Origin of the sequence: Helicobacter sp. WB40 (genome assembly GCF_027859275.1) — a bacterium.
GTDB lineage: Bacteria > Campylobacterota > Campylobacteria > Campylobacterales > Helicobacteraceae > Helicobacter_D > Helicobacter_D ibis.
Map to the genome: position 1 here is coordinate 97,284 of NZ_JAQHXS010000007.1, position 12,935 is coordinate 110,218.

General features: G+C 33.3%; 10 protein-coding genes. 8 read left to right on the forward strand and 2 right to left on the reverse strand.

Annotated elements, in window-relative coordinates; genetic code table 11:
• The first annotated feature begins 61 nt into the window (after positions 1-61).
• From PF022_RS06565 to PF022_RS06600, 8 genes are all read left to right on the forward strand, one after another.
• Positions 62-1,180, forward strand: coding sequence for an efflux RND transporter periplasmic adaptor subunit (locus tag PF022_RS06565; protein WP_271023275.1), 1,119 nt, complete (start codon positions 62-64; stop codon positions 1,178-1,180).
• 31 nt (positions 1,181-1,211) lie between these two features.
• Positions 1,212-4,334: an efflux RND transporter permease subunit gene (locus tag PF022_RS06570; RefSeq protein ID WP_271023276.1), complete on the forward strand. Its 3,123-nt coding sequence runs from the start codon at positions 1,212-1,214 to the stop codon at positions 4,332-4,334.
• Entirely contained in the window at positions 4,331-5,737 is a 1,407-nt protein-coding gene (locus PF022_RS06575) for an efflux transporter outer membrane subunit (RefSeq protein ID WP_271023278.1), read from the forward strand. The genes PF022_RS06570 and PF022_RS06575 overlap by 4 nt, the downstream gene beginning before the upstream one ends.
• Positions 5,738-5,830: 93 nt before the next feature.
• Entirely contained in the window at positions 5,831-7,645 is a 1,815-nt protein-coding gene (thrS, locus tag PF022_RS06580; protein WP_271023279.1) for a threonine--tRNA ligase, read from the forward strand.
• On the forward strand, positions 7,642-8,157 hold the full coding sequence (gene infC, locus PF022_RS06585; protein ID WP_271020677.1) for a translation initiation factor IF-3: 516 nt from the start codon (positions 7,642-7,644) through the stop codon (positions 8,155-8,157). The genes thrS and infC overlap by 4 nt, the downstream gene beginning before the upstream one ends.
• A gap of 24 nt (positions 8,158-8,181) precedes the next feature.
• Positions 8,182-8,376 carry a 50S ribosomal protein L35 gene (rpmI, locus tag PF022_RS06590; protein ID WP_271020678.1) on the forward strand — a complete coding sequence of 65 codons (195 nt, stop codon included), beginning with the start codon at positions 8,182-8,184 and terminating at the stop codon, positions 8,374-8,376.
• Between the two features lie 82 nt (positions 8,377-8,458).
• Complete coding sequence (rplT, locus tag PF022_RS06595) at positions 8,459-8,812, forward strand: 50S ribosomal protein L20 (RefSeq protein ID WP_271020679.1); 354 nt, start codon at positions 8,459-8,461, stop codon at positions 8,810-8,812.
• Positions 8,813-9,116: 304 nt separating this feature from the next.
• Complete coding sequence (locus tag PF022_RS06600; protein WP_271023282.1) at positions 9,117-9,821, forward strand: hypothetical protein; 705 nt, start codon at positions 9,117-9,119, stop codon at positions 9,819-9,821.
• Here PF022_RS06600 and recO read toward each other — a convergent pair whose 3' ends face one another.
• Together recO and PF022_RS06610 are read right to left on the reverse strand one after the other, a co-directional pair.
• Positions 9,822-10,436: a recombination protein RecO gene (gene recO / locus PF022_RS06605; RefSeq protein ID WP_271023283.1), complete on the reverse strand. Its 615-nt coding sequence runs from the start codon at positions 10,434-10,436 to the stop codon at positions 9,822-9,824.
• 168 nt (positions 10,437-10,604) lie between these two features.
• On the reverse strand, positions 10,605-12,935 hold a 2,331-nt coding region (locus PF022_RS06610), incomplete at its 5' end, for an autotransporter outer membrane beta-barrel domain-containing protein (RefSeq protein WP_271023285.1).

The window sequence follows — 12,935 nt, forward strand, 5'->3', positions numbered from 1 at the left end:
TTTTTAGTTAGAATTTTTAGTTTTGTAACTAGTATTACACTTTGTATTAAGGAAAATTATTATGATGCATAAAAAAATCATATTGTTAGTTTCGTTGTTTTTAGCATTTGTTGTTAGTGGTTGTTCAAGTGGAGATACGCAAAATGTTGCTAAAAATTCTTCAATACCTGTTGAAGTTTATAATGTAAAGCAAGAAAATGTGGAAGTTTCATTTGAGTATCCAACTCAATTAAAAAGTATCCAAAGTGTTGATATTTATGCAAGAGTTCAAGGGACATTGTTGCAACAAAACTTTATTGAAGGCACTTTTGTTAAAGAAGGTGACAAGCTCTTTAAAATAGATCCAGCAAGATATGAGGCAAGTGTTAATATAGCTAAGGCTCAATTATTATCAGCTCAAGCTACCTTTAAAGAAGCAAAGAGGGATTGGGAGAGATCAAAGAAGCTTTTTGAAGAAAAAGCATTAAGCCCAAAAGAAAGAGATCAATCTTTATCTGCATATGAGAGTGCATTAGCAAATGTAGAAAATGCAAAAGCTAGTTTAGATAATGCAATGATTGACTTAGAATATACAGATGTTATTGCTACTGCAAGTGGAAAAATAGGTATGAAAAATTATGACATAGGTGATTTAGTAGGTATTGCAGGTGGGAACAATGTTTTAACCACGATAACGCAACTTGATCCAATACATGCAGAATTTTCAATTCCAAACAATGATTATTATTTCTTGCGGAATCTAAATAGAGATAATATTAAAGTTACATATATATTGCCTGATGGTAATGATTATAAAGAGAAGGGCAAGATTGATTTTATAGATAATGTAGTAGATTCAAATACTGCTACTATAAAGGCTAGAGCAATTGTGGCAAATACTGATAATTTGCTTGTTCCAGGTGAATTTTCTAGGGTAAAACTTGATGGATTTGTAGCCGAAAATGCAATTGCGATTCCTCAAAATGCTGTTATGCAAAATGCACAAGGTAGTTTTGTCTATACAATTATAGATAATAAAGCCACTATCACCCCAGTAGTATTAGGAAATGTAGTTGGAAATAAGTTTTTAGTTAAGTCTGGTTTAAAAGATGGAGATGTTGTAATTACAAGTCAGCTAATTAAAATAAAACCGGGTGCTAGTGTAACCACAATTGGTGTCAATAAGTTTGAAACTAAATAAGTTAATGTAAGGTTTTTAAAAAAGGTTTTTTATGTTTTCTAAATTTTTTATTAATCGTCCGGTATTAGCTATGGTTATGTCAATAGTCATAGTAATTTCTGGATTATTATCCATGGTATCTCTTGCGGTTGAAGAGTATCCACAAGTAACTCCTCCACAAGTTGTGGTACAAGCTACATATCCCGGTGCTAGTGCAGAGGTAATTTCAAGTAGTGTGGCAAGTGTGCTAGAGAGTAGTATTAATGGTGTTGAAGGCATGATATATATGCAAACTTCATCTACTTCAAGTGGAACTCTTAGTATTAATATATATTTCACAAATGAGACAGATCCAGATCAAGCCACCATAAATGTAAATAATCGTGTCCAATCAGTGCTTAGTTCATTGCCACAAGAAGTTCAAAGAATGGGCGTTAAGGTAGACAAAAGATCATCTACAATTTTGGCGGTTTATTCTTTATTTTCTGATGTTCCAAACCAAGATGCAACTTATATTGCAAATTATGCTGCGATTAATATTTTAGATGAGTTAAAGAGAGTGCCGGGGGTTGGTGATGCTACATTATTTGGTAGACAAGAGTATGCAATGAGGATTTGGTTATCGCCAGACAAACTTACAAAATATAATCTAACCCCTTCTGAAGTAATTGCATTAGTGCAGGAACAAAACTCACAATTTGCAGCAGGTGCATTTGGACAAGAGCCTGTAAGGTCTGATTTAAACTTCACATATACGGTTACTACAAAAGGAAGATTTGTTGATGCAAAAGAGTTTGAAAACATATTAATTAGGACTAATCCTGATGGTTCATCTTTGTATTTAAAAGATATAGCAAGGATAGAACTAGGTGCCGAAGATTATAGTGTTAATGCTTTTTATAATGGGCATTCTGCAGTTGCATTTGGTGTATTTTTACAACCAGGAGCTAATGCACTTAATGTAGCAGAAGGCGTAGAAAAGAAGTTACAAGAGCTATCAAAAAGCTTCCCTGATGGTATGCAATATAAGATTCCATATGATACAACCGCATTTGTGAAGGTTTCTGTGCAAGAGGTTGTAAAGACATTTTTTGAAGCCATAATACTTGTTGTTATTGTTATTTACTTCTTTTTGCAGAATTTTAGGGCAACTATTATTCCAGTCTTAGCGGTACCCGTTTCTATTATAGGTGCATTTGCAGGTATGTATTTACTTGGATTTTCGATTAACTTACTTACGCTATTTGGACTTATATTGGCCATTGGTATTGTTGTTGATGATGCAATTATTGTTATTGAAAATGTTGAGAGAATAATCCATGAAGAAAAGCTAAGTGTAAAGGAAGCAACAATTAAGGCAATGGACGAAATAGCAAGTCCAGTTATTGCTATTGTGCTTGTTTTATCAGCTGTTTTTGTGCCTGTCGCATTTATTGGTGGGTTTTCTGGTGAGATATATAAGCAATTTGCAATCACTATAGTTATATCTGTTATTATATCTGGGTTTGTTGCTCTTACGCTGACGCCTGCATTATGTGTGTCTATTTTAAGCACAAAAGAACCAAAGCCTTTTAAAATAGTGAAGAAGTTTAATGTATTTTTTGATTGGCTTACACATAAATTCACAGAAAAGGTAGCAAATGCTATTAGGAGAGGTACTTTATACTTGGTACTTTTTGTTGGTTTGATTTTTATTACTTATGGATTATTTACTAGAGTTCCTACTGGATTAGTTCCTGCTGAAGATAAGGGTATTTTGCTAATTTCAGTACAATTGCCACCTGCAACTGCATTGAGCAGGACAACTCAAACTATTGGCTTTATGGAAGAAACCGTAAGAAGCAATCCTAATGTAGATTCAATTATGGCTCTAGCTGGATATGATTTGTTATCTAGTGCTACTAGAACATTTGGTGGTACTGCGTTTGTTAAGCTTAAAGATTGGGACGAGAGAAAAGAAGATTCGCAACACTCTGCTTTCTTAGCAAAAACGCTAACAGGACAACTTATGCAAAATCCAAATGCTGTTATTTTTGCATTAAATCCACCTCCAATTATGGGACTTAGCTTGACTGATGGCTTTGAAGCCTATATTCAAGATAGAACTGGTGGATCTATACAAGATCTACAAAAATACACTCAAATGGTGTTAGAAGTAGCACAGAATCGTCCGGAGCTAACTGGAGTTAGGACAACGCTTAGTGCAAGTGTGCCTCAATATAATGTAGAACTAGATAGAGAAAAGGCAAAATCTCTTGGTATAAGCGTTGTTGATGTATTTTCTACTTTACAAGCAACATTTGGAACTTATTATGTAAATGACTTTAATTTGTTTGGTAGAACCTATAAGGTAAATATACAATCTGAAAGTAGCTTTAGGGAATCTCCTGCTGATTTGAGCAAGGTTTTTGTAAGAACAAATAAGGGTGATTTAGTGCCAATTAGCTCTATTGTAACTTTTAAAAGGGTGGTTGGACCTGATATTTTAGAGAGATTCAACTTATTCCCTGCTGCAAAATTAATGGGTGATGCAACTGCAGGATATTCTTCTGGTGATGCATTAAGGGCTATTGAAGAAGTGGCTGCTGAAGTCTTGCCAGATGGATATACGATAGCATTTTCTGGTAGCTCATATCAAGAAAAAGCAAGTAGTGGAACTGGTGCTGTTGCATTTATTTTTGGTTTGATATTTGTGTTTTTGATTCTTGCGGCACAATACGAAAGATGGCTAATGCCTTTAGCGGTTCTAACCGCTGTTCCTTTTGCGGTATTTGGTGCTATTTTTGCTACATGGCTTAGAGGATTAGAAAATGACATATATTTCCAAATAGGTCTAGTAACTCTAATAGCCTTAGCAGCAAAGAATGCAATTTTGATAATAGAATTTGCAATGCAAGCTAGAGAGCATGAAGGTAAAGATATATACGAATCTGCAATTGAAGCAGCAAGACTTAGATTTAGACCAATTGTTATGACTTCTTTAGCATTTACTATAGGGGTTCTACCATTAGCAATTAGCACAGGTGCTGGTTCTGCTAGTAGGCATGCAATAGGAACTGGTGTTATAGGTGGTATGTTGGCAGCTACATTTATTGCTACATTTTTCATACCTTTATTTTTCACATATTTTGCGAGATTTAGTGAGTTTTTAGCAAACCTAAGGAATAAAAAATGAAATTAAAAATTATATCTTTAATATCTTTATTGTTGATTTTTGGAGGTTGTTCTCTATCTCCAAAATATGAACAACCACAAGTTAGTATCCCTAGTAACTTTACAGGAGAGAGTGCAGATTCTAAAATTAGTGTTGCTTGGTGGAAAGACTTTAATGATGAATATTTAAATACTCTTGTTGATGAAGCATTGAAAAATAATTATGATTTATCTTTAGCTATGAGTAGAATCTCTCAAGCTAGAAGTCAGTGGAGCTATGCTAGAAGCGATAGATATCCAAATATAGGTGCTAAAGGTGAGGCTACTAGAAATAATGGAAATATGAGCAATCCAGTAAGTATGGGTGATAATTATAATAATTTTTCTTTAAGTGCTGTTTTGAGTTTTGAACTTGATTTGTGGGGTAGGGCTAGGGATTCTGATAGGAAAGCTTATGCCATGTTATTATCAAGCAAGGCCAGTAGAGATACTATTAAGCTTAGTTTGATTTCTAATGTTATTCAAAGTTATTTTGGTGTTTTGGTTCTTAACAATCAAGTAGAAATTTCAAGATATACCCTAAAGAGTAGGACTGAAAGCTATGAATACAGAAAAAAAGAATATGAAATAGGGAAAATACCAGAAATAGATATGCAACAAGCAAAATCAGAGATGGCGTCTGTAAAGGCTCAAATGCAAAAGTTATTAATGGAGCAAAATGCAGCCCAAACTTCACTTATGATTCTTCTAGGTAGAAATCCGCAAGAGATTTTTGATCTAAAATTGCCGACAGAAGCAAAAGCGTTGCCAAAAGCACCGGTTATGCCTATTGGACTTTCATCTACTTTATTGGAGCAAAGACCAGATATAGAAGTAGCAACACAGAATCTAAAAGCATCTAACTTTGCAATTGGTGTTGCTAGAAGTGCATATTTTCCAACTATATCACTAACGGGATTAGCAGGATATGTAAGCCCACAATTAAATAATCTAATGCAAAGTTCATCTTCAACTTGGAATTATGGTGGTAACTTTGTTGGTAATCTCTTAGATATGGGTAGAACAATGGCTAATGTAGATTATGCAAAAGCACAACAAGAAGAGATGTTGCTTACATATGGACAAGTAGTAAGAAATGCATTTGGAGAAGTTAGAGATTCATTGTTTAACTATTCTATGAGTGGCGAGAGGTTAAAAAGCTTAGATGACCAAGTAAAGGCACTTAGGAGAACATTAGTCTTAGCAGAGCTTAGATATGCTGAAGGATATACTAATTATTTAGAGGTTTTAAATACGCAAAGTAGCTTGTTTGCAGCAGAATTGACTTATCAAAGTGCCGCATTGGAGAACTTGAGTGCTAGTATCAATGTGTATAAGGCATTTGGTGGTGGTTGGGATAAAACCAAATATGTACAAGAAGAATAGACTTTATTAAGATGCAAAATTATTTTAAGGAATAAAAATGTATTTTTTTGGTAGAATCAAGACTTTTAATTTTGAATTAAGGTTATATAATTAATGTCCGAAATTATTGGTTATAAAGTCAATGGCGAGATAATTGATACACAAAGCATAGGAAATATAGATTCTAAAGAGCCTATTTATTTTGATAATTCTGAAGAATCTCTCTATATTATGAGACATACTTGTGCGCACTTAATGGCAGAAGCTATAAAGATTCTATATCCAGAGGCACAATTTTTCGTCGGTCCTGTTGTAAATGAGGGATTCTATTATGACTTTAGGGTGAATCATAAAATTAGCGAAGATGATTTAAAGACAATAGAAAACAAAATGAAACAATTAGCCAAAAAAGGCGAAAAATTAGTTAAGTATTCACTTCCTAGAGATGAGGCTATAGAGAAATTTAAAAATGATGACTTAAAACAGGCTGTAATTAGTAGAATACCTCTTGGAGATGGAACCCTTAGCATATATTCTCAAGGAGAATTCGAAGATTTGTGTAGAGGTCCTCATTTGCCTACTTTAAAGCTACTTAATTCATTTAAGCTAACTAAAATAGCAGGTGCCTACTTATGTGGTGATGAAAACTCTGAAATGCTAACTAGAATTTATGGTATTGCATTTGCTGATAAGGATAGTTTAAATACATATCTAAGACAATTAGAAGAAGCAAAAAAAAGAGATCATAGAAAAGTTGGTATGGAGCTTGGATTATTTACCTTTGATGATGAAATAGGAGCAGGGCTACCAATATGGTTACCAAGTGGTGCTAGACTTAGGCGAAATATAGAAAATTTGCTAACACAAGCACTAATTGAGCGTGGATATGAGCCAGTTAGAGGACCAGAGATACTGAAGAGTGATGTATGGAGAGTTAGCGGACATTATGCAAATTATGGTGAAAACATGTATTTTACCACTATTGATAATGTAGAATATGGCATAAAGCCGATGAATTGTGTTGGACATATTAAAGTATATCAGAGCTCACCTAGAAGTTATAGGGATTTGCCTTTGAGATTCTATGAATATGGTGTTGTTCATAGACATGAAAAGAGTGGTGTTTTGCATGGGTTGCTTAGGGTTAGAGAATTCACACAAGATGATGCACATATTTTCTGTCTCCCAAGTCAAATAGGTAGTGAAGTTAAAGATATTATCGAATTTACACAAAAAATAATGAATGCATTTGGCTTCAAATATGAAATGGAAATTTCAACTAGACCAGAAAAATCAATAGGTAGCGATGAAGTATGGGAAGAGGCTACTAATGCATTAAAAGAAGCATTGGATGAATATGGTATAGACTATGCAGTTGATGAGGGTGGAGGTGCATTTTATGGTCCAAAGATAGACATTAAAATCACTGATGCAATAGGTAGAAAGTGGCAGTGTGGGACTATACAAATTGATATGAATCTTCCAGAGAGATTCAAGTTAGAATATACAGCTGATGATAACACTAGTAAACAACCAATAATGATACATAGGGCTATATTGGGCAGTTTTGAAAGGTTTGTTGCTATTTTAACGGAGCATTTTGGAGGAGAATTTCCATTCTTTGTTGCACCTACTCAAATTATTATAATTCCTATATCAAATGTACATACTGCATATTCTTTAAAAATAAGAAATGAATTGCTAAAATATGGAGTATATTCTGAAATAGACAGCAAAAATGACACTCTAAATAAGAGGATTAGAAACGCAGAAAAGCAAAGAGTGCCTATGATTTTGGTTCTTGGAGATGAAGAGGTCAAGAATAATAGTGTTGCTATTAGGGATAGGAGAAATAAGGAACACTTTAATATGGATTTAGTTGAGTTTATAAAATTTTCAAGGGAGAAAATGCGTGAGGTTAGCTTTTGAGTAAGAATACAGATGTAATGTTAAATGAGGATATTGATTTTCCAGAGGTTCGTTGTATAGGTGATGATGGTGAGCAGTATGGCTTGATTAGTTCAAGTGAGGCTTTGAAAATTGCAGAAGAAAAGGGTGTTGATTTGGTTTTGATAGCGCCAGATGCAAAACCTCCTGTGTGTAAGGTTATGGACTATGGTAAGTTCAGATACCAGCAAGAAAAGAAACTAAAAGAAGCTAAAAAGAAGCAAAAGCAAATAGAAATAAAAGAAATCAAGTTATCAGTTAAAATAGCTATCAATGATATAAACTATAAAGTAAAACATGCAAAAGAGTTTTTAAGTGAGAATAAGCATGTTAGATTCCGTGTATTCTTACGAGGTAGAGAGGTAAGTGAGCCACAAGTTGGCTTTGAAGTGTTAAATAAGGTTGCTTCTATGCTAGAAGAAGTTGCCAATGTTGATAAGGATTACAAGATAGAAGGACGATATGTCAATATGCTTGTAACGCCTAAAAAATAATTTATCTTATGAAAGGAGAAAGCAATGCCAAAAATGAAAACAAATCGCGGTGCAGCGAAGAGATTTAAAATTAAAAAAAATAGCATTAAACGCGGATCTGCTTTTAAAAGTCATATTTTGACAAAGAAAAGACCACGACAAATAGCTAATCTTAATGCACCTAAGCATGTTCATAGTGCAAATATTGAATCTGTTAAGAAAATGCTTTGCATGGGTTAAAAGTTGCATAATTTTTATGTTATCCCCCTATTTTAGGGTAAGTTTGATTATATATCACACCTTTTAAGGTTAAGGAGAAAAAATGGCAAGAGTAAAGACAGGTGTTGTAAGAAGAAGAAGACATAAGAAAATCTTAAAATTAGCAAGAGGTTTTTATAGTGCTAGACATAAGCATTTTAGAAAAGCAAAAGAGCAACTAGAAAGAAGCTTATGTTATGCATTTAGAGATAGAAAGCAAAAGAAAAGAGACTTTAGAAGATTGTGGATTGTTAGAATTAATGCTGCTTGTAGGATTAATGCAATTAGCTATTCTAAGTTCATGTTTGGTCTTAAGAAGGCTGGAATCTCGCTTGATAGAAAGATATTAGCAGATATTGCGTTAAATGAGCCTAGCCACTTTGCTAAGATAGTAGAGAGTGCAAAAAAAGCTCTGTAAGGATTCTTCTTAGAATCCTTTGTTTTTTGATGATATAATTTTCCTCTTAGTAGTTTTGTACTTCTCTTAATTTCGGTATTCTTATCTTTATTGTTGATTATAAAGCTTTGTTTTGGAAACTGCATGAAGTGTATTAATAAATTTATTATCCACAAGATATCTGAACAAAATAGTAAAAGGTGGTTATAGTTAAATTAGTGCAACTTGATGTGTGATATAATTATCACTTATTGTTGCCTATAGTGTGGATTTATAAATGTTGTATCTGTGCTAATTGTGGCAAATATAAATTTAAAGGTGTAATATGAAATTATTTGTTGTGTTTTTATCTTGCATTAGCTTTATTTTTGCTAGTGAGATGATTGTTAAGCAGAATGTGAGTGTTGGCATAGAAGTATTGCTTACAGATTATGTGGCTGATGTTAATATTCTATCAAGCGAAAAGCTAAAGAATACAAAAAATCTATCAACTGCTACTAAAAATGAAATAATTAAAACATATAACACTATAAATGAGCTAATAAAGCAAAGCTCAATATGTAGTGGAGGGGAATTTTCTATAAATCCTTATCATACATATAATAATGGAAGCAGGGTGCAAAGTGGTTATGATAGTATGTATAGTTTGAAATGTAAGTTTAACGAGGAAAATAAAGGGATGTTCAATACTATGTTAAGCAGTATAGAAACTATTGTTTCGAAAAACTCATTTCTTCAATTGCCAATTCCAGCGATTACCAAGCAAGCAAGTTATGAATCTCAAAATGATACTTTAAAACAATTAAATAATAAAATGATACTAGAGGCAATATCGTTAGCGAAGGAATATTCTAATATTTCACATAAAAGTTGTTATGTAAAAGAGATTAATTTAGATAATAATAGAAATGTAATGCCAATGCTTGCAAACGATTCTAGAGCCGAAAATGAACTAAGCGGAATCTCTATGCCAGTTAAAAGCAAAGAAATGCAAAAGTTAAACGGATTAGTAATCTTTGCATGTAAATAGTTAGATTCCTAGCAATAAAATTTCCCATAATTTATCAACTTCATTGTCTTCTAAAAATTCTCCGTTGCCATTTAGCCAATGGAGGATTTTACTTTTATTAAATAAAGTCCCATTTATGCATTCTTTGTGTGCAGCAAGTATTCCTCTTAGTATTATAATTTTATCATCATTTAGGATATTATTGCAGATTAGACATGTATTTAGCGGGTTATTTCTTCCTTCAAAATTTAGTAATTTAGCATACAAACTTAGCATACATCGTTTTGGTTCTTCTTTATTGAGTCTAATAGCACCATGTTCTAAGTGATCAAAATAAAAGCTGTCTATATTACTTACATCTTGTAGATGAGTATTTAGTAAGGTTATATATTGTTGCCAATAGTATCTTTTGTGTGAGTGTATTTCCCAATCAAACGATAGATGTGATGGTTCTCTTAATTTACCTAGATTCTTTATATCTCGTTCTATTATAAAGTCTATTTTATGTCCTATATGTATCGTGCTGTGTCTAGCACCATAGAATCTATAAAGGGTGTATAGATGATTTGTTGTTATTATTTTTACTAGCAAGTCTTCATCTCTTACTTTATGTGTGTGAAGTATATAGCCTTGCATTTAGATTCCTATAAACCATTTTCCCTAAATTAAAACTTGATTTTACAATAAAAATAAAAAGAGTGTTAATTCTAAAAGCTAAGATCCAACTTAGTGTTGAAACTTAGACTTTTAAGAAAGAAGATTGTGAAGAATTGAATTTATTCCTCCCTTAGAGGGAAGAATCGCTTACCACCACATACCTAGTCTTAATAGACCTGAGTGAGATGATGTATCACTTGAATAGTTACCATTGTAGTTTAGAGAAACTTCAATGTTATTAGTAATCATATAGCTTAGACCACCTTGAACATATTGATATGTGCTTGGTAGATCAACTGTTTGGCTAATGTGATTATTATCAATTCTTATAGCTGTATCAATATCACCTGTGAAGTTATTTTTGATACCTGCACCAAAGTTTGTGCTAAATACTGGTGACCATTGAGCTAACCAGCTAAATCCAATCTTACCTTGGAATAGGTTTGCATCACTTTCATCATAGTATTGGTTACCTAGTATGAAGCTATCAGTATTTAATCTATCATAGCTTATACCAATTTCTGGTGAAATTACATGTGAATCTGTTAGATAGAAGTTAATACCTAGATCAACACCTGCACCAAAGTTTGCACTATCTACACTTGCATCACCTGTTCCACTTCCTGCAGTTGAACTTCTTGTAACATCTGAATTAATAAGAGCAGCTTTAGCTATAGCTTTTACATAGTATTCTCTGCTTTCTGTTCCACCTAATACTTTATAGTAGTTTAGACCACCATAGAATGTTAAGTCATCTTGCTTGTATGATGTGTATCTAGCACTTGTATCATAGCTACCACTTTCAAATCCGAAGAAGATACCAACTATACCTGCATCATATAGATTCTTTTGAGCACCAGCAATAAGACCATAAGTGTTACCTTCTAGGTTTTCAAATCCACCTTGTAGATCCATGCTATCTGCTGTATAGTAAGGTATTGCATAGAAATATGTATCTCTATTTGTTGTTGCACTATATGCATCTGTAGAGATTTGAGCATATTTAGCTAGGCTTTCAAAATTAACATCACTATCATTGTAGCTAACTTGTTGCATTCTATTTGTTTGATCAACTGTAGCTTGGATAGCTGTTGTTGTAATTGAATCAATGAATAGAGATCTTCTAGCACTAACATTTGTTAGACCTTGAGCTAGGATTGCTCCAGCACCATTTGCTACATCAACACCAACAGAGAAACCTCTTACTCTCTTACCATCACCCTTTTCAGAAGTAATTGTATCAATGAATGTATCACTAATAGTATATAGATCATCTTGGATTGATAAGTTAGCAGATGTTAAACCTAGACCACCATTAACTGCAGTAGCAGTATCATCTAATGTATATGTTAGTGTTCCAGTGCCACTTGCATCTGAAATTTTCCACTCAGCAGAACCAACGCCTGTTAATAGACCATCACTACCAACACCATATACTAGATTATCTATATTATATACTTGACCAACTTCAAAGCCTTGATCTGATAGATCTAGTACTATAGATTTATCCAGGAAGTTTACATTTTCAAACTTACCACTACTACTTGTAGCTACATAGATATGTGAATTAGCATTCATCTTATTAGTATCTGTGTTAGCACCAGAACTTATATTTGTAAATATCCATTTACCTGCAGGAGTAGTCATATTTGAATTATCAGTTCCAGTATCTGCACCACTACCATCTGCTGGAGGAGTTACTTCTGCAGGAATAAATGTGCCTGATAGATATCTCTCATCACTTACTCTGTATGTATATCCAGGAGTGTTATTAAATGTTGATGCGCTTTCATTTAGAGTTAGTTTCCAAGATTCGATATTAACGCTTGAAGTTTCACCATCAACACCAATTTGAGCTTGCTTATAGTTTCTAACATCTACTGAACCTGTGTTATTAATAGAAATAGCTGCACCACCACTAGCTAGAAGTATAGCACCTGTTCCATTTTGAGCACCTATGATTTTACCAGTATTTGTTACTCTTACACCATCTACTAGATTAATAGAATTGCTTCCCTTAGCTAGAGCTATTGTTCCTTTGTTATCTAGTAGCTTATTGATTGTTCCAGTACCAGCATATACAATTGAACCTGTCTCATAGTTTCTTAGATTGTCGATTGTATTATTGTTAGTTAGACCAACTTTACCAGTATCAACATTTCCAAGTGCAGAGTAGTTATTTAAGCTTGTAATAGAACCAGAAGCAGATATAGTGATACCATTTACAATTGTTCCATAGTTATCAAGAGTTCCAATATGACCACCACTATTGCCACCAACTAATATTTCAGCAATTGAACCTGTCTCATAGTTAGTAAGTGTATTAATATTTGCAACAGAAGCATCTAGTTTGCCACCATTTAAAATAATTTTTCCAGTAATTGTTCCTGAGTTATTAAGAGTTCCAATACCATTTCCACTAACATCAGTTAGGTTGATATTACCATTAATGCTTCCAGTATTATTAAGTGTAGCTAT

Bases quoted from the DNA above. Each gene is read 5' to 3' on its own strand.
- rpmI (WP_271020678.1), top strand. From the start codon at position 8,182: ATGCCAAAAATGAAAACAAATCGCGGTGCAGCGAAGAGATTTAAAATT.
- recO (WP_271023283.1), bottom strand. From the start codon at position 10,436: ATGCAAGGCTATATACTTCACACACATAAAGTAAGAGATGAAGACTTG.
- PF022_RS06570 (WP_271023276.1), top strand. From the start codon at position 1,212: ATGTTTTCTAAATTTTTTATTAATCGTCCGGTATTAGCTATGGTTATG.
- rplT (WP_271020679.1), top strand. From the start codon at position 8,459: ATGGCAAGAGTAAAGACAGGTGTTGTAAGAAGAAGAAGACATAAGAAA.
- thrS (WP_271023279.1), top strand. From the start codon at position 5,831: ATGTCCGAAATTATTGGTTATAAAGTCAATGGCGAGATAATTGATACA.
- PF022_RS06600 (WP_271023282.1), top strand. From the start codon at position 9,117: ATGAAATTATTTGTTGTGTTTTTATCTTGCATTAGCTTTATTTTTGCT.
- PF022_RS06575 (WP_271023278.1), top strand. From the start codon at position 4,331: ATGAAATTAAAAATTATATCTTTAATATCTTTATTGTTGATTTTTGGA.
- PF022_RS06565 (WP_271023275.1), top strand. From the start codon at position 62: ATGATGCATAAAAAAATCATATTGTTAGTTTCGTTGTTTTTAGCATTT.